17 protein-coding genes are annotated in these 18,666 nt (G+C 47.0%); 11 read left to right on the top strand and 6 right to left on the bottom strand.

All coding sequences use genetic code 11. The features are described from left to right. The 5 genes from MKY01_RS03715 to MKY01_RS03695 all read left to right on the top strand — a co-directional run bounded on the left by MKY01_RS03715 (position 1) and on the right by MKY01_RS03695 (position 5,349). The gene (locus tag MKY01_RS03715) at positions 1-1,515 is read left to right on the top strand and encodes a spore germination protein (RefSeq protein ID WP_051447346.1); all 1,515 of its coding nucleotides are present in this window, start codon (positions 1-3) and stop codon (positions 1,513-1,515) included. Positions 1,516-1,535: 20 nt separating this feature from the next. Continuing rightward, positions 1,536-2,738 carry a Ger(x)C family spore germination protein gene (locus tag MKY01_RS03710; RefSeq protein WP_127550914.1) on the top strand — a complete coding sequence of 401 codons (1,203 nt, stop codon included), beginning with the start codon at positions 1,536-1,538 and terminating at the stop codon, positions 2,736-2,738. A 6-nt stretch (positions 2,739-2,744) separates the two neighbouring features. Continuing rightward, entirely contained in the window at positions 2,745-2,981 is a 237-nt protein-coding gene (locus MKY01_RS03705; protein WP_047841432.1) for a hypothetical protein, read from the top strand. Between the two features lie 18 nt (positions 2,982-2,999). Continuing rightward, on the top strand, positions 3,000-4,124 hold the full coding sequence (locus MKY01_RS03700; protein WP_127550912.1) for an endospore germination permease: 1,125 nt from the start codon (positions 3,000-3,002) through the stop codon (positions 4,122-4,124). Between the two features lie 97 nt (positions 4,125-4,221). After that, positions 4,222-5,349 (top strand): endospore germination permease, encoded by a 1,128-nt coding sequence (locus MKY01_RS03695; RefSeq protein ID WP_076320364.1) that lies wholly within the window; start codon positions 4,222-4,224, stop codon positions 5,347-5,349. 91 nt (positions 5,350-5,440) lie between these two features. Here MKY01_RS03695 and bcp read toward each other — a convergent pair whose 3' ends face one another. Genes bcp through MKY01_RS03675 form a run of 4 tightly spaced genes read right to left on the bottom strand, consistent with a single transcriptional unit; the run spans position 5,441 to position 8,584 of the window. After that, positions 5,441-5,905: a thioredoxin-dependent thiol peroxidase gene (gene bcp, locus MKY01_RS03690; RefSeq protein WP_036668208.1), complete on the bottom strand. Its 465-nt coding sequence runs from the start codon at positions 5,903-5,905 to the stop codon at positions 5,441-5,443. Between the two features lie 45 nt (positions 5,906-5,950). Continuing rightward, entirely contained in the window at positions 5,951-6,736 is a 786-nt protein-coding gene (locus tag MKY01_RS03685; protein ID WP_036614076.1) for an ABC-2 family transporter protein, read from the bottom strand. 5 nt (positions 6,737-6,741) lie between these two features. Beyond that, entirely contained in the window at positions 6,742-7,536 is a 795-nt protein-coding gene (locus MKY01_RS03680) for an ABC-2 family transporter protein (protein WP_036614077.1), read from the bottom strand. A gap of 1 nt (position 7,537) precedes the next feature. Further along, positions 7,538-8,584, bottom strand: coding sequence for an ATP-binding cassette domain-containing protein (locus tag MKY01_RS03675; RefSeq protein ID WP_339285407.1), 1,047 nt, complete (start codon positions 8,582-8,584; stop codon positions 7,538-7,540). A 212-nt stretch (positions 8,585-8,796) separates the two neighbouring features. Between MKY01_RS03675 and MKY01_RS03670 the strand changes: the two genes are divergently transcribed. Further along, positions 8,797-9,840 (top strand): LCP family protein, encoded by a 1,044-nt coding sequence (locus MKY01_RS03670; protein ID WP_339285405.1) that lies wholly within the window; start codon positions 8,797-8,799, stop codon positions 9,838-9,840. 130 nt (positions 9,841-9,970) lie between these two features. After that, entirely contained in the window at positions 9,971-11,290 is a 1,320-nt protein-coding gene (locus tag MKY01_RS03665; RefSeq protein ID WP_339285403.1) for a glutamate-1-semialdehyde 2,1-aminomutase, read from the top strand. A gap of 209 nt (positions 11,291-11,499) precedes the next feature. Here the strand turns inward: MKY01_RS03665 and MKY01_RS03660 are convergent, their stop codons facing one another. After that, on the bottom strand, positions 11,500-12,894 hold the full coding sequence (locus MKY01_RS03660; RefSeq protein WP_339285402.1) for a PLP-dependent aminotransferase family protein: 1,395 nt from the start codon (positions 12,892-12,894) through the stop codon (positions 11,500-11,502). Positions 12,895-13,053: 159 nt separating this feature from the next. Between MKY01_RS03660 and MKY01_RS03655 the strand changes: the two genes are divergently transcribed. The 4 genes from MKY01_RS03655 (at position 13,054) to MKY01_RS03640 (ending at position 17,918) form a co-directional block, all read left to right on the top strand. Then, positions 13,054-14,001, top strand: a complete 948-nt coding sequence (locus MKY01_RS03655) for a DMT family transporter (RefSeq protein ID WP_339285400.1) — start codon at positions 13,054-13,056, stop codon at positions 13,999-14,001. A 206-nt stretch (positions 14,002-14,207) separates the two neighbouring features. Continuing rightward, positions 14,208-15,314: an endospore germination permease gene (locus tag MKY01_RS03650; RefSeq protein ID WP_339285398.1), complete on the top strand. Its 1,107-nt coding sequence runs from the start codon at positions 14,208-14,210 to the stop codon at positions 15,312-15,314. Continuing rightward, the gene (locus MKY01_RS03645) at positions 15,295-16,764 is read left to right on the top strand and encodes a spore germination protein (protein WP_339285396.1); all 1,470 of its coding nucleotides are present in this window, start codon (positions 15,295-15,297) and stop codon (positions 16,762-16,764) included. Before MKY01_RS03650 ends, MKY01_RS03645 begins: the two co-directional genes overlap by 20 nt. After that, positions 16,761-17,918 (top strand): Ger(x)C family spore germination protein, encoded by a 1,158-nt coding sequence (locus tag MKY01_RS03640; RefSeq protein ID WP_339285394.1) that lies wholly within the window; start codon positions 16,761-16,763, stop codon positions 17,916-17,918. The genes MKY01_RS03645 and MKY01_RS03640 overlap by 4 nt, the downstream gene beginning before the upstream one ends. A gap of 86 nt (positions 17,919-18,004) precedes the next feature. Here MKY01_RS03640 and MKY01_RS03635 read toward each other — a convergent pair whose 3' ends face one another. Continuing rightward, entirely contained in the window at positions 18,005-18,421 is a 417-nt protein-coding gene (locus MKY01_RS03635; RefSeq protein WP_339285393.1) for a sensory rhodopsin transducer, read from the bottom strand. Positions 18,422-18,666 lie beyond the last annotated feature (245 nt).

Raw genomic sequence — 18,666 nt, 5'->3', positions numbered from 1 at the left:
ATGAGTGAATCGTCGCTGGAACGCCAAGATCAGAGGCAAATCTCTCCGGATCTAAGCGAAAATATGGAATACTGCAAGCAAGTGATGGGGAACAGCAACGACTTGATGATGCGCCCTCTCCAGTGTTTACATAAATGGCCTGCAGTCATGTTGTACATTGATGGATTAGTGGATGTGCAGATCCTGAATCACTCCATTATGGAATCATTATTGCAAAAGCGTGATCTCCCTGAATTCTCTGCAGACGATGAACATCTCAGCTACCTCCAGAATGATATCTTGATCGCCAGTGATGTATTGCTGGTTGATGATATGGATGAAGTAATGAATGCACTTCTTTCGGGATCAGCTATCTTACTGCTTGAAGGATCTGTACGAGGATTGAAGATTGGTGCAGCAGGCTGGGAAGATCGATCCGTTGGAGAACCTGTCTCCCAAACCGTCGTTAGGGGGCCTATGGAGGGCTTCAACGAAAACCTGCGTACCAACACATCATTGATCCGCAAACGAATCCGTAATCCTCATCTTTGGATCGAAGAAAGAGAAATAGGTCAGGTTACCAAAACCCGAGTGGCTGTGCTCTATCTGGAACATATCGTGGATCAGGAGATTGTAAAAGAACTGCGTCGAAGACTCGATGAGATCGATATCGACAGTATCCTTGAGAGTGGATATATCGAGGAACTTGTACAAGACGAAACCAGAACTTTATTCCCCACGGTTTACAATAGTGAACGTCCAGATACGGTTTGTGCTGCTTTGCTTGAGGGTAGAGTAGCCATCATCGTGGACGGTACGCCTTTTGTGTTGCTGGTTCCCGCCTTGTTCGTGCATTTCTTCCAATCGCCGGAGGATTACTATCAACGGGCCGATATCAGCACATTGATTCGCTTGATTCGTTATCTGTCCTTTTTTATCGCTTTACTAGCCCCATCCTTCTATATTGCCATTTCCACCTTTCACCAGGAAATGCTGCCGACCAACCTGCTCATCAGTCTGGCAGCCCAGCGTGAAGGCGTTCCTTTCCCCGCCTTCATTGAAGCCATACTGATGGAACTGACCTATGAAATTTTGCGAGAAGCAGGTATACGTATTCCAAAAACGGTCGGTCAGGCCGTTTCCATTGTCGGAACACTGGTCATTGGCCAAGCCGCCGTAGATGCAGGAGTTGTCTCCGCAGCAATGGTTATTATCGTTTCCATAACGGCCATATCCAGTTATGTCATTCCAGAGAATGGACTGTCTATCTCTGTCCGAATTTTGCGATTTGTATTGATGATACTCGCGGCAGCTTTTGGATTCTACGGTATTCTAATTGTTCTGCTCATTACGGTTACACACCTGTGCAGCTTGCGTTCTTTTGGCGTACCATATATGTCCCCCTTTGCACCTCTAATTCAGAAAGATCTGAAGGATACGCTGTTTCGTGTGCCCTGGTCCCGTATGAAAACACGGCCACTCTCTACGGGTACACCGAACAAAACCAGACAAACCACAAAAAAAACGAAGCGTTAATTCGGTAAGGAGAACAACGTATGAACAAGTGCTTCCGATTAATTGTATGCATTGCATTCCTACTCCCTCTCCTTACCGGATGCTGGGATCGCCAGGAGCTGAATGAACTTGGTATTATGCTGGGTCTTGGTGTAGACAAGGATGGCGATTTGATTAAAGTGAGCGCTCAGGTCGTTGTGCCAAATGAAGTTTCCTCCAAGTCAGGGGGAGGCAATGGCACTCCTGTCACGCTGTACGAAGCGTCCGCGCCCACGCTGTTTGAAGCAATTCAAAAGCTGACCGAGACAAGCCCACGCCGTATATTCATGGCACATATCCGTGTACTGGTGTTCAGTGAAGAATATGCCCGTAAAGAGGGCATCTACGATGTTATGGAAGCATTAATGCGAGAACCTACTGTCCGGCCCGATTATTACGTCATGGTTGCTCGAAATACTACAGCTTCCAAGGTATTGGACACACTTACTCCATTAGAGAATTTACCTGCAGAGAAGTTATTTAATTCTCTGGACGTGTCTGCCAAGACCTGGTCTCCTACAACGACTGTAACCGGTGATCAGTTGATGGAATATATGCTTACTTCCGGAATACAACCCGTAATCACTGGTGTAGAGGTTTTTGGCAATTCAGAGAGAAGCGGAAGCAAAGACAATATTGCGACGATTAAGTCCAAAGCTCGTCTAGTTTCAACAGGATTGAGTGTATTCAAAAAAGACAAACTGATTGGCTGGTTAACGGAAGATGAATCCAAAGGGTACAACTATATCCGCGACAATGTCGTATCTACCATAGGTCACCTGCCTTGCCGAAAAGGAGGAAATGTGACTTTTAAAACCCTTCGCACCAAGACTCAACGAAAAGCAAAGGTCATTGATGACCAACCTGTGATCCACATCAAAATTAAAAATGTATCTTCCATTGGTGCAGTAGAGTGTGGAATCAAAATTGGTTCGATGAAAACACTCAAAGAGTTGGAAAAGGACAGTGAGGAGCGATTGATAGAACTGATGGAAAAATCCGTGAATTCAGTGCGGCGAAAGTTCCATATTGACATTTTTGGATTCGGTCAGGAAGTTTATCATGCCGATCCTAAATTTTTCAAAAAAATTGAGAAGGATTGGGATCAATATTTTGAGAATCTGGATGTTAAATATGAAGCCAATGCACAGATCAAACGTGTAGGTACACTGGATGATTCATTCAAGGAGGATTTGAAGGAGTGAGACCGGATGTTAATTACAATTACTGTCATTGTCATAGGGGGCCTCGTAGGTATGGTTGATCTTCCAGGTCTCATCCGCCGTAAGGAATGGAGGGAAACAGTTGTGTACAGCGGAATGCTCGTCATAGCCACAGGGTTCAGTGTGATTGCAGCCAACCTGTGGGATTTCCCCAGTCCGCTCTATATCATCATGTGGATCTATGAACCTGTTAATCAATTCCTGGCACATCTGACGGGAACCTAGAAAAAGGAGAGGACCATTATGCTGGAACAGGGGCGCCTTGGAACAAGACAATTGACCACGCTCATCTTTATGATGGTGGTCGGGGATATGATGCTGATCTACCCCTCGGTCATCACGTCCTATGCCAAACAAGACTCCTGGATTTGCGCTTTTATAGGCGTTCCTCTGGGGATGGCACTGATGGCCATGTTCCTGAAGCTATGTAGCATGCACCCAGAAAAAAATCTGGTGCAGATGGCACGAAGCATTCTAGGGTTCTGGCCAGGTACTTTCTTTTCCTGCCTCTACCTGTTCTTTTTCATTATTGGCGCTTCCACACATACGAGAGAAGTCGGCGATTTCATGACCACTCAAATCTTCCCGTACACTCCCCTTCGCATCATCATTCTGATGTTCGTCATCGTGATTGCCTGGGGAGTGTCTCATGGATTAGAGGCGATGGGGCGAAGTAGTGAACTACTGATGCCCGTCGTTATTGTGTTTATTGTCGTTCTTGCAGTCTGCCTGCTTCCTCAGATTGATATCAGAAATTTGAAGCCAGTAAGTGATACGGGTGTTGTCTCTATCTCGCAAGGCATTCTGGTAAGCATTATATATCCAATCGGTGAAGTCGTTCCCATCATGATGATACTGCCCTATGTTGCCAAGCAGGCTCATCGAACACGGGACGTAATTATTGCAGCTGGCCTAGGTAGTTTGGTATTGGCAACACTCGTTACCATATCGTTGCTGGTCTTGGGTGCCTTTCTTACGCAACATAACATATATGCTTCGTTTATTTTGTCCCAGAAAATCAGTATTGGGAACTTTTTTGAACGTATTGAAGCCATTATGGCCTCTTCTTGGCTGATCTCTACGTACTTCAAAGCGATGATATACTTATACGCCTTTATTGTTGGTTGTGCGGAACTGTTCAAGCTTAAGCAGTATCAGATACTGGTACTCCCTGCGTCCATACTTGTGTTCGGATTAGCCAATCTGATCTCACCAAGCATTACTTTTATCGTGATCACCATTGTTCCATATTGGGTAGATTGGGATACCACACTGGGGATCATTCTGCCGGGTTGTCTCCTGCTGATACAATTGCTTAAGTCTTACAGAACATCATCGGTTACTCCAAACAATTCCTCACAGGAATGAGTGCTTTTTTTGAGGGAAGGAGCCTGGTATAGATGGAAAAATGGAGTTCCTCCATGAAAGTCATCCATGCTGAATATAGAGAAGGAGAACGGTGTCTATGTTAATTAAGGAGAAAATCACCATTAGGCAATTTGCAGTCCTTACCTTTCTCGTCATGATTGGGGACATGATTCTACTCTACCCCTCCGTGGTTACTGCTTCGGGTCAACAGGATGCGTGGATCTGTTCTCTTATCGGTCAACCGATCGGCATGCTCATCATGTGGGTGCTATACAAACTTCATCAGACGCATCCTGATCTTTCTCTTATTGAAATCTGCCAAAAAATACTTGGCCGGTGGGCAGGGTCTGTTTTGGCAGCTGCATATCTATTTTATTTCGCCATAGGCGCTGTCATATGTATCCGTGAAGTCGGTGACTTTATGACCACACAGATCTACCTTCAGACCCCCATCCGAGTCATTCTAATTATCCTTATGTGCGCTCTGGTCTGGGGGCTTATGCATGGTTTGCATACAATAGGAGGAAGCAGTGAAATGCTGACCCCAATCGTTGTTGCATTTATGATTCTATTATTTATGGGGCTGATGCCCAAAGTAGACAGTTCAAATCTACAGCCTTACTTGAACACCCCTTGGCTTCATCTGATGCAGTCTATCATTAGAGGAGCATTCACTTCCTTTGGTGAACTCATCGTGATCACCATGGTTCTTCCTTATGTGATGTCCGGGCCTCACATCAAACGGGACATGTTACTCGCTACTTTATGCGGAGGGCTGTTGCTAACCACACTGTTGGTCATTTCACTGATGATATTTGGCCCCTTTCTGACCCAACATGACATCTACATCTCCTATACCCTGTCCCAGAAAATTAATATCGGGAATTTTTTCGAGCGAATTGAGGCGTTCATGGCAACCGCTTGGTTAATTGCTACCTATTTCAAGAGTCTGCTGTATATGTTCTCCTTTGTCGTTGGAACAGCTCAGCTATTTCGGTTAAAGACATATAAACCTCTAATCCTGCCATCAGCCATGTTATTATTTGCGTTAGCTGTACTAATTTCTCCCAATGTCATTTTCTACACCAATACGATCATGCCCGCTTGGGTGGATTGGGATATCACGGTAAGCTTTATTATTCCGCTATTCCTACTGCTTGTGCATCGGCTTCGTTCGGGCAAGAGCAAGAACAATTCAACCAATCATAAACGATTGCCCACCTAAAAAGGCTGTGTTCACGGTAAATTCCGCGAAGCACAGCCTTTAATGATGAAACGGTTAAGATGTATTTATTCACACATGTCTAGTTCATTAATTACAATGTCTTCAAAGCCTCAAGCGCAGCCTCGATATGTCCTTTGACCCGAACTTTGGACCAGTCCTTGATCAATTTCCCCTCTTCATCAATCAGAAAAGTGGAGCGAACCATACCCATGTACTCCTTGCCATACATTTTCTTCAGCTGCCATACACCGTATTGCTCGGCTACAACGTGCTCTTCATCCGACAACAAGGTGAACGGCAGTCCATATTTGGCGATAAACTTGTCATGTTGTTTCATCGGATCGGTGCTGATTCCGAGAATGACCGTGTTCAGCCCTTCAAATTCAGCATGTCGATCCCGGAAATCACAAGCTTGTTGCGTACAGGACGAGGTCATATCCTTGGGGTAAAAATAAAGCAGTACCCGCTGTCCGCGGTAATCCGAAAGCTTTACTGATTCTCCCGTACTGGACGGAAGCTCAAAATCCGGTGCCAATTCGCCTACATTTAACGTCATGTCAGTTCCTCCCTAATCTCCCCCATGAAATGCTATAGGGCGTTATTATGAACCTGCTCCGCGATACCGCTTCACGCCAAAATTCCACAACAGCAAGCCCATCGAGCCAAACACCAATCCCATCACAGGTGTAAGCAGCGCCATGCGATGCATCTCGGACCTCTCCAGGAACAACGCTGCGGGATAGATCCCCACAAAGGCAAACGGAATGATCCAGGTTAACAGCACCTGAATAGCACGGTTATAGATCGTTACCGGGTAGCGTCCATATCCTTGAATGTTATACATCAACGGCAGGATACCTGTTGGCGCGTCCGAATAAAAGGACAACGAAGTCAGGGTGGTATAGATGCCGGCATAGATCATGACTGAGCTGAGTGCCAAAATAATTAAGGCAGGGATATGCCACCACTCCAGCATCAGACCCATCTCTGCTCCGCTGAAGATCATGATGATCAAGCCGATAAATGAGCCCACGAGTGCAGGCGGGTCCACATTTTCAAGCAATATCTGGAACAGGTTATGTGCTGGACGTGTCAGGATCCGATCCATCTCACCTTTGACGATGTACCGCTCACTGAATCCCCACAGGTTGATAAAACAACTGAAGATGCCATAGGGCACCATAAAATAGCCATAAACAAAGAGCACTTCACTCTCACTCCAGCCGCCAAGGTTATCCGTATGGCGAAAGACCACAAAGATAAAGATCAGGTTGGTTGCCTGGAACAGCAGATCCGACAAGATCTCCACCCAGAAATCAGCACGGTACGTGAGTCGTGTTTTCATGTAATTCTTCAAATATTCCCAGATCAGACCCATATAGTACATATCTGTTATCCCCCTTGCACGAACAGACGCTTGCGCGCCTTACGCCAGATCAATACCATCGGAAGCAGCAGTACGGCAAACCAGAACACCTGAATACCGAGTACACTCCAGATGGCGGTACCTTCCACTCTTCCAGTGAACACGGAACCGGGCAGATACGTAATGGCCTGAAAAGGCAATACTTTCATCACCGCAGACATCCAGCCTGGATACAGACTGATCGGGATGATTAGACCGGAGAACAAATCAACCACGACGCGTTTCATACGCATCATGCCTTCATTGTTTTCCACAAAGAATGCCGCCAGTCCCGTTATCACATTAATCTGGGAATTAATGAGGAAACTGAAGAACAGCATGACAAGAAAGCCAATCCACGCCGATGGCGCCGTAGGCAATTCAACCGGGAACAGCAGAATGGCAATGAGCATCCCCGGAATCATGAGCAGCAGGAAGCGGAAAATACCTTCCCCAAGACCCTGCATCATTTTGACCATAACGTAATTGATCGGCCTGATGAATTGAATCGCAATGGAGCCATCCCGTATATCTGCGGCAATCTCCCGGTCCAGGTTGTTAAAGTAAAAGGCACGTGCCATCCAGGATACAGCGATGTAAGTGGTCATCTGCGCTGCCGTGAAGCCGCCGAGTTCACCACTGCTACCGTAAATGGCTTGCCAGGTAAAGTAATACACGCCGATATTCAGCGTATATATCAAAATGCCGGAGTAATAATTCACCCGGTATGCCAGCATCGTTAGAAAACGGATGCGCATAAAATCAATAAATGCACTATTCATCTCAGGATACACCCACCGCTTCTTTCCCTGCTCCCACAATCTCGGGACGCTCGGCGGAACCGGATTGGTAAATACTGCGCACAATCTCATCCGTGTTAATCTCAATAATCTGAATATCGGTAATATCAGCTTGTCCAACGACACGTCCGAGTACATCCGAAACATTCAGTTCAAGCGGAATCCATACGGATGCGGACAATTCATTCTCAACCGTCCAACGTACAGGCAACGCAGCAGTCCATTCCTGCATCTGACTGATGTTGTGAGCTGAACCAAACTTGAAGCGGATCTCCCGCTCCTTACCCCACTGGGACTTGAGATGATCCAGACCTCCATCATAAATGATGTTGCCTGCATCAAGCATGATGACCCGGGAACACAGTGCCTCAATGTCCTGCAAATCGTGGGTTGTGAGCAGAATGGTCGTTCCATGCTCCTTGTTCATGTCTTTCAAGAAATCCCGAATTTCCGACTTCACCACAATATCCAAACCAATAGTTGGCTCGTCCAGAAAAACAATACTCGGGTTATGCAATAATGCTGCAACTAACTCACAGCGCATGCGCTGACCGAGACTGAGCTTCCGTACCGGACGGCTTAGCAGGTCCTGAAGCTGCAACCGCTCAACCAGTTCATCCAGCCGTTTGCGGAAATCGACCTCTCCGACACGATATACTTTGCGCAATAAATGGAAGGATTCGATAACGCCAATATCCCACCACAATTGACTGCGCTGACCAAAAACAACACCGATATTCTGTACAAACTTCTCCCGTTCCTGATACGGAACATATCCACCAACCGATATTTTCCCTGAAGTAGGCACCAAAATGCCGGTCAACATCTTGATCGTTGTTGATTTACCGGCACCGTTCTCCCCAATATATCCGCATATTTCACCCTGCGGAATCTGAAACGAAATATCATTTACAGCCAATACCTCTTGGTATTGACGTGCAAACAGGTCCTGGAACGCGCCCTTCAGCCCACCTCGGCTTTTCTGGACGCTAAACGACTTGCGCAAATCTTTGACATCAATCGCCAGCATGATTATACCTCACTTGGATTTTGTTGAAATTGCTTGTAGCCCAAAAAGAAATTATAATGGTATCAGTCAAAATTCAGCAAGCTTTAAAATAGTCTGGAGCCGCGTCCTGCCCTTATGTTGGGAAAAGACGTGTTCGGAAAGCTCCGACTAGTTCTTACTTGAATACTCGAACTCGTTTTTTTATTTCATCTCAAATACAAAGGAGAGCTAGCATGCCCAGAAAGACGAAGAGAACCATATGGATTTCTCTTGCCGCCTTCGTGTTAATTATTGGAGGAGCAGCGGCATATTATTTCGGTTCTATTCTCAATCAGTTGGACGGTTTGGCAAAGGACGGCGACGATTCACCATTCGCAGGCATCGAAAATGTGGAGAAAGTAAATACGCCTGACCCACCAAAATGGGAAGGCTCAGAAACGGTAAATATTCTCGTTATGGGTGTCGATGCACGTGGATTGAAAAAAGGTGAAGTTCCTCGCTCCGACAGCATGATGGTTGTATCGCTCGACCCACTGACCAAAAAAATCAATCTGTTCTCCATTCTGCGCGACACTTACGTCAATATTGACGGATATGGCAAGGAGCGGATCAACACCGCTATCACCCATGGCCCTAATGCAGCGATGCAAGCTGCCGGCGACCTGCTCGGCATTCCTGTACAGTATTATGTGTATACGGATTTCCAGGGATTCATCAAATTGGTGGATGCCGTTGGCGGTGTTGATTTTGATGTGGAGAAAGACATGCACTATACAAGTAAAGCAGACAATAACGAATACGATATTGATCTCAAAAAAGGATATCAGCACCTAGATGGCGAGACAGCGCTCATGTACGTTCGTTTCCGTCATGATGCCATGTCGGATTTCGCTCGGTCCGAACGTCAGCGTGAGTTGCTGAAAGCTGTAACAGCGAAAATGCAGTCAACAACTACCATTGCCAAACTGCCTGCCATTCTGGAACAGGTTAATCCTTACGTAGATACAAATCTCACGCTTTCCGATATGTGGAAGCTGGGTGGACTCGGATACCAGAGCAGCATGAACGGCAGTGAGCAGATTCCGCCAATGAACCTGCTGAAAGAAGAACGTACAGCAGGCGGTGCGCAAGTATTGACGGTTACCAATGAAGAGAAATTGAAGCAGCATATTCAGGATATTATTCACCCGCCTGCTACAACGGATGATAGTACAACCAGCACCGAAGATAAAACAGCCAGTGGTGACGATCAGAAGTCAGAGCAACCGGCTCAGTAATCTACACATGCAGAGGGCAGCCATTCGCTGCCCTCTCGTTGTGCCCGGCTATACTATTATGAGAAAATCATCATATCTTTCTGTGGTTTGTTTCTTTATCATATTTTGAATTACGAAAGGAAGTTATCTTATGAATACATCACGTTCCCGTTCCGAACTTCTATACGCAGAAGCACTTGAACATATTGTAGGAGGTGTTAACAGCCCTTCACGCTCGTTCAAAGCCGTTGGTGGCGGTGCACCTGTATTTATGAAAAAAGCCCAAGGGGCCCACTTCTGGGATGTCGATGACAACCGTTATATTGATTATCTGGCCGCTTACGGTCCAATTGTTACAGGACATGCCCACCCGCATATTACACAGGCCATTACGGAAGCAGCGGCAAATGGCGTGCTGTACGGTACCCCGACTGAACTTGAGATCAAGCTCGCCAAAATGTTGAAGGAAGCTATCCCTTCCATGGATAAAGTTCGTTTTGTAAACTCCGGTACGGAGGCGGTCATGACTACGATTCGGGTCGCTCGTGCCTACACCAAACGCAACAAGATCGTAAAATTCGCCGGATGTTACCATGGTCATTCCGATCTGGTGCTTGTAGCTGCCGGTTCAGGCCCGTCCACGCTCGGAATTCCTGACAGTGCGGGAGTTCCAGCCAGTATTGCACAAGAAGTCATTACTGTGCCCTACAATGATCTGGAAGCCCTGAAGGATGCTTTGGAGCGCTGGGGTGATGATGTTGCCGCGGTCATGGTTGAGCCGATCGTTGGGAACTTCGGTATGGTTATGCCGGAGCCTGGCTTCCTGGAAGGTCTCTGTGCCATGACACGGGCCAACGGCTCCCTGGTTATCTATGACGAAGTCATTACGGCTTTCCGTTTCCATTACGGTTCTACACAGACATATGCCGGACTCGATAACCATGCGGAGATTGAACCGGATCTGACGGCTCTTGGTAAAATTATTGGTGGCGGCCTGCCAATCGGTGCTTACGGCGGACGCAAACACGTTATGGAGCAGGTTGCTCCGCTTGGGCCGGCTTATCAGGCGGGAACGATGGCTGGTAACCCTGCATCCATCTCGGCTGGTATCGCATGTCTGGAGGTCCTGCAAGGCGCGGGTGTATACGAAGAGATGGAACGCCTTGCTATCGACCTGACGGCAGGTCTGCAAGCTTCTGCTGACCGTCATGGGATTGCTCTGACGATCAACAGGATTCGCGGTGCATTCTCCACCCATTTCTGTGACCATCCGGTTACGAATTATGATCATGCCCAAGACACGGATGGAGAGCTGTTTGCTTCCTTCTTCCGTCACATGTTGGACCGTGGCATTAACCTGGCTCCATCCAAATATGAGGCGTGGTTCCTGACCACGGCTCATACAGACGAGGATGTTCAGGCTACATTGGAAGCCGCAGAAGATTCCTTCAAAGCGATGGCTCAGGAATAAATTAAATTATTTCCATTCACAATGTAGCGTACAAGCTGCCTCGTTGATAGATAGCAACTCAAGGAAAAGGCGTCCAACAAGTGATCAACTTGTGTGGACGCCTTTTGTTATATACAGACCGTGGTGAGTGGCCAATACGACTAGATAGATGCTGAGTGTAACAACTATATGCGTTTTATTGTAATGGCCTTGCTGTTATAGCTTTGTCTTTATCTCTGCCTGATCTGCAGTTTCAAAATTTCCTCGCGGATCTTCTGTATCCCTTCCTCTATTCGCTGCTTCGGCACATTGGAGATGTTCAAGCGCAGCATCTGATCCTGATGCGCCTGATATGTTCCCTCCGGATAATACCGTTCAGTCGTATCAACGATGACTCCGCGCTTTTGAAGCCGGGATAGCAGAACACGAAGCGGCATATCACCCGCCAAAGGTAATACGGTATGCTCCCCTCCTGTTCGAGGAGCGTCCATAAATGGAGCAAAGTCTGGATACGTGTCCAATTGCTCATGCACCGTGTTCATCCGGGCAGCGTAGCGGTTACGAATCACTTTCCTGTGATGAGCAAACATTCCGCTGTGGACATAGATCTCCAGAGCAGCTTGAGACAGAACAGAAGTGTCGATATCGAGCATTTTTTTGTAAGCCCCAAAAGATTGAATTAGGGGTGAGGGCAGAACAGCTACACCAATGCGCAGACCTGGAAACAAAATTTTGGAGTAACTCTTCAGATAGATGACCCGGCCTTCGGTATCATAGGACCATAGCGGGTCCTGTTTCGTATTGTCCTCCAGATCGGCCAGATAATCGTCCTCCACCAGATAGACATCGTACCGCTGTGCAAGCCGGATCAGTCTCTTCTTGTCAGCAACAGTCAACGATGTGCCAATTGGATTGTGAAAGCGTGGCATGACATAGAAAAACTTGACATCTTCCTCAGCGAACTGACGTTCAAGCGATGCCCAGTCCAGCCCATCCAGGGCACGTCTCACACCGGCAATCGGCACATTTAATCCACTCAGTAGCGAGGGCATATTGTGATAGGTAGGTAGTTCAAGCAGTACTTTTCTCTTTCCATTGGGAAAAGGCATCAATGCAAGTACAGCCAGGGCCTGTTGCACACCTGACGTGATAAAGAACTGCTCTGTTCTCGCAAACACCTGATAATCCGCAAACTGCTTCTGCAACAGCAGAATAAGCGAAGGTAATCCCTGATCCGTGCCATACATAAATAACTCTGCTTGCTTCTTCTCCATCGCCTGATCCACACAATGACGAAAGTCTGCATAAGGGAAGACCCGTGGATCAGGAGCAGCCGAAGCGAAGTCCAACGCTCCCTGCCAGTCCATGTCCTGAGCACCTGTCCCGTTCTGTATGGCATAATAACCGGATTGAGGTATGGCATACACCAAATGCCGCTGTTCCAGCCACTCATATGCACGAATAGCCGTGCTTACACTGCATTGATATTGTTCTGCTACAACTCGAACGGCTGGCAGTCGAATGCCCTTATCTGCCCACTGGCGACGATCCTGCTTCTGCATCTGTTCCTGAATCCATTGCTTTAACGCTTCGGCAATCACTTCGTATTTTCTCAATGCACCCATCCCTCTCCAACAACTGTACCGATACAGTTTAACCTTTTATCTATTGTAGCACGATGCACCTGGCAGTATATTGAATAAGGCCAGCACATGCCTCGAACCTGACATAATTCAGGATAATGAAAGATAAAGCGCTATGACTACTGTATTGGAGGAGCATTCATGAACACAACACACACTCGGGGATACGCCTATATCGCAGCTGTATTGTACGCAGCTATTATCGGTCTATCTTTTTTATTTGTTAAAATGACCGTCACTGTTGCACATCCAATTGATGTGCTTGCCCACCGATTCGCGCTGTCGCTGATCGTTGTCAGCATTCCTGTCATTTTTGGCTGGATCAAAATCCGACTGAGCCTTCGTGATCTGTGGCGCATCATTCCACTGGGGCTTTTATCTCCCGTCTTATTTTTTGCCTTTCAAGCCTTTGGACTTGTCTCTTCCAACTCATCGGAAGCCGGAATTATTCAGGCCATGGCCCCTGTATTCACACTCGTTCTCGCTTCAGTTTTCCTGAAGGAACGTACATCCACGATGCAGAAGCTATTCCTGCTTCTATCTGTTGCTGGAGTGGTCTTTATTTTCATGATGCAAGGAAGCGGCGTATCTATGAGTAACCTGAAGGGTATTGCATTATTGCTACTCTCCACGGTCTGTTTTGCAGGGTATGGTGTGCTTGCAAGACCATTAACCCAGAAGTATAAACCGATGGAATTAACCTGGGTCACACTGATGGTTGGCTGTATTGTATTTAACGCCGCTTCCCTGATCCGACATGCGTCCAACGGCTCCATGATGGACTATATCAAACCACTTGGAGATACATCCTATCTGGGTGCACTCGCTTATCTGGCAATTCTCTCCACCATGATCTCTACCCTGCTTGCGAGCTATGCCCTTACTCATCTGGAGGCTTCGCAAATGAGTGTATTCAGCAATCTGTCCACGCTCATCTCCATCGTAGGAGGTGCATGGATATTGCATGAACCAGTGGGTAGCCATCACTATATTGGTGCATTGTTGATTATCGCCGGTGTGCTTGGCACCAATATGAGCGGTCGCAAACATAGGTTGATCAGTGGAATCAAGTCAGATTCCCCATATTGAGACAGCGCGGAAGTTGGTTCCCCGATTCAGCGAGTTATACGCTCCCATCCTCCCAAACCCTGCATTTTGACTGGAGAGCGGCCCGGGAAACGATGTTAGAGGTAAGAGAAGCCATGGATATTCGTTATTTCGACTGACGGTATGAAGCGCTCCAATCACGTTAACACTGCTGAGGACAGTCTATTGGGAAAAGGAGACCCCTCAGCATGAAACGAACACAGCCTTCTTTTTTACAAGCTATGATGTTGATCATGTTGTCCGTTGGCTTGATCAGCCATGTTCTGATTATTCCTGCCCTTTTGGCTGCGGCCAAAAGGGATTCTTGGATTTCCGTCCTGCTATCAGCCGGACCATTTTTGATATTTGCGCTAATGCTCGCTTATGTCTCTCGTTTCCTCAAGCATCAAACTCTGCATGAATGGTTAACATCCCGTCTCGGCAAGCCTATTGGCATGTTATTTCGAGTTGGTAACAGTCTCTTTTTTCTGAGCGCAATCTATTTCACCCTGCACGAAACCACGACTTGGGCCAAAACAAATTACCTGACAGAAACGCCAATTCTGGTAACCAGTATTGCCCTCATGTCTCTCTGTGCCTATGGGGCATATAAAGGTATCCGCTCACTGGCATTTACGGCAGGATTGATCCTTCCACTGGTGGTACTGCTGGGCTTCTATGTTGCAATTGTGAACACTCAATACAAGGATTACAGTCGTCTACTGCCTGTGTTAGAACATGGCTGGCATCCGGTGCTGAATGGCATGATTTACAGTCTTGCAGGCATGTTTGAACTGCTGTTCATCTGGTATATCCAGCCTCATCTCACCAAACGTATACGTGTATGGCAGTATCTGATGCTCGCACTCATTCTGGTGGGACTAACAGTCGGCCCGCTCATCGGGGCGATTGTGGAATTTGATCCTTTTGAGGCTGCCAAAATGCGATATCCCGCCTTTGAAGAATGGCGAATTGCCTCCTTGGGCAAATATATCGCCCAGACCGACTTCTTTTCCATTTACCAGTGGCTCGCAGGCTCGTTCACCCGGATTAGTCTCGCCATGTATATTGTAGTAGAAATATGGAATATTAAGAGCTCTACCAGAAGGCTTATCAGTTGTATCTCGTTAGGTGTCTTCTTTATTCTAACCATGTTGTATCCTCTGGATGATATGACCTTCGAAAAGCTTCTGGTCGAATACATATTTCCGTTCAATCTCGTATATCTGAGCGGACTTGCGATTATCGCGACGACGGTTGCCTTTATCCATTCACGCCATCAGAGGAGGAAACATCATGGAGCATCAAGCGATTGACACTACGTCCCATGAAACACTGCTTGCCTCTTTGAAAGAGCAGTTCAATCCATGTGCAGATGTCGTTATTCAGACCTTTCCTGTCAAAGATGAATCTGATCAACCCGTAATTCTGCTTTATTGCGACGGTCTCGTCGACGGTAAACAAATTAACCAATTTATTATTCCACGTCTGGAGCAGCACTCCCTGATCATTGAGGAATCACATCCTAAAGAACTGGGATTAACATTGAATCCGTTGGATGACCTCACCGATACTAACAAGCTTAATATGTTGATATTTAGTGGACAACTACTGATCATTTTTGGTAACGGTGTGCAGTCCTGCAGTGTGGATATTGCTGATATCCCTGGACGCAGTCCAGAAGAATCAGCCATTGAAACATCAGTTAAAGGCCCGCGCGACGGATTCACCGAAGAACTCACTACTAACGTAGCCCTTATACGCAAACGAATGAAAACATCTTCGATGTGTTATGAGAAATATGTCAAAGGCGGTCGTACCCAGACAGCCATTGGACTTCTATATGTAAAAGATATTATCAATCCAGACATTCTGAAAGAAGCTCGGCACAATCTGGATCAGATTGAGATTGACGGCATTCTGGGTACCTCAATCATGGAGCGAGCTGTCATGGGAGGGATTCGGAGTATCTTTCCACTCACAGATAATACCGAACGTCCTGATTTTGTCGTTGATTCCCTGTTAAACGGTCGTTTTGCCGTTTTGATCGAAGGTTCTCCTGTAGCGGTCATCGCACCAACTACACTTTTCAATCAATTGAAGTCTCCGGAGGACGAAAGTACACCCTTTTTTATCGTTACTTTTGAACGGATATTACGTATTTCAGGATTGCTGATCGCCTGTTTCTTCCCAGGCTTTTATATTGGCCTGACCAGCTTCAATGTGGAACAGATTCCCCTGCCTCTTCTGGCAACGATTGCTGGCACTCGAATGGGCCTGCCCATGCCGGTGACACTGGAAGCGTTCCTGATGATTTTTATGTTCGAGCTATTCAACGAAGCTGGGCGTAGGTTGCCACGTGCGTTGGGGCAAACGGTCAGCGTTGTTGGCGGGCTTATTATTGGGGATGCTGCCATTAGAGCCGGGATTACGTCCCCTACGATTATTGTCACGGTAGCGATCTCGGTCATCTCTAGCTATATTCTCGTGAACACTGTGCTAAGCGGGGCTACTGCCCATATCCGGATCGGGATGTTACTCATCTCTTCCATTCTTGGATTATTCGGTTTTATGATCGGACTATTGGCCCTGTTGGTGCATCTCGTATCCTTGGAATGTTATGGCGTATCCTATCTGTCACCTGTATCTCCCTACATTCCCGGAGACTTCACTCAGGCCGTATCCATGCCACCTTCCATGAAAAGAACCAAGCGCCCAGAAGCACTTCATACACAGGATTCTACCCGCCGGAGGAAACGTCCGTGAAACGATGGGTATCCATAAGTGGCCTTCTTATAAGCTGCTTGATCCTGCTAACGGGGTGCTGGGATTCCAAAGAGGTGCAAAGTATAAACTTCATTACGGCGATAGGAATTGACTATGTAGACAACCAGTATATTGCTTATGCCCAACTGATTGACTTCTCCAGTATTGCAAAACAGGAAACACCAACTTCCCGGGAGACAAGGGATATCTGGACTGGACGGGGCGAGGGTACAACACTGAACATGGCTATTAACGACTTGTATGAAACGTCACAGCAGCTAACGCTCTGGACTCATGTTAAAGCTATTGTTTTATCCAAAAGAGTCTTGGATGGTCGACTGGAGGATATCTTTAATACACTTCTTCATTCAGGCCAATTGAGATATACACCCTGGATCTACGCTACAGAGCATAACATTCCGGATGTACTCTCTCCCTCTGCATTGTTAAACCAATCTGCTCAAACAATCGAACTGTTTGAACCCATGAGGTTGTATAAACAGCATTCCGGTTACGAACCTATCCGGCTCCATCAGCTTCTCGATGGATTACGGGAACCCGCTTCTGTCGTTCTTTTACCCTCGGTGTCAACGAGGAACGAGACTTGGTTCAACGGCGATAAAACGCCCCCCCTTGTTAGAATGGATGGATTTTATGTGATATCCAAAGGCACAAGTCAGGGTAGAGTTGCAGGCGCAGACGCAGATGGTACACGATACGTAAATTATGAGCGGGTACATCAGTACCCACTATATGTATATGGGAATGGTGGAAAAACTCCTGATTTAACCTTGTTGCTTCATCATCCCAAGACAAAAATCAAGGCGAAGAAGCAAGGTGATGGCATCACCTTTGATCTGGTTACCACGGTCAAAAGCGCCATCACCGAAGATCATGGGGCTCCTCGGTCTCCAGATGCCATGGAACAAGAAGCCGAGAAACAGATCGAATCCCAAATCCGAGATACGTTCGAAAAAACCAAGGAACGCAAGATCGATTCATACGGTCTTGTGGAACACTTATATCGTCACAACCTTCCCTTATGGAAACAGGAAGTCTATAACCGGGCGGATCCACTCCAACGTTTTAAGCTTGGAAAAGTGGAGGTTCACGTGGATATCCTGAATGCGAGCACGTATAAATACAGCGAATAAATGAAGAAATAGAAGCCCCGTACCTGCATTGAATGCAAGGTTACGGGGCTTCTTACCATCTCCAGCCATGCTGTCGATTGGGAAAGTTATCCTAATGGATACGCCATGACACTCATCAAAGCCAATTCAGGCTGGGTCGTGTCCAAACGACTGTACTGGACGATAATGGGGATATTGCTCGAAACCGTAATCGCATAAGGCACGCCCGGCGGAATAGACAGCTCCCCGGTTCGTAGCGATGCAGTGCGAATATGCTTCGTTCTTCTTGCTGGCACTTCGGTGACAATTCCTTCGAGTGGTTCTCTGTCTTCAAAGTAAATCGTGATGTGCAGCTCCGCATCCGTGGCACTGGTGTTCAGTACACAGATGCTCTCATGACTCTCCAATGTGCCCCGGCTCTCCGGCGGAATGTAACCATCCGGAATAACCCAGTAGGTGTGACCTGTAGCTGCTGAAACATTCTTACGGGCAGATGTGCCTGATTCTGTCTGGTCAGGTGTCATTGAAATACCTCCTCCTTTTTTTTGCGAGTGCAATATTAAGTTAAAAATCTGCGGGCTCGCGGGGCAGTCGCTTCGAAGGGCGGATCGGGCTGTGGGCCGCTGTTGGCTCGGGATTTCTATTCAATTCCCCCTCAGCAGGGGAAATCCCGCTCCAAAGGCGGACGCTTCGCTCCCTCTACCTGATTCCGCCCTCCTCCGCTGCTACGCTCGCCTATTTTTAAAAAGTTTATTGCCTTCGCTATTCG

The organism is Paenibacillus sp. FSL R5-0486, from assembly GCF_037975155.1.
Lineage (GTDB): Bacteria > Bacillota > Bacilli > Paenibacillales > Paenibacillaceae > Paenibacillus > Paenibacillus amylolyticus.
Note: the sequence above shows the minus strand (reverse complement) of the source record. Positions and strands in the feature narration are given on the sequence as shown.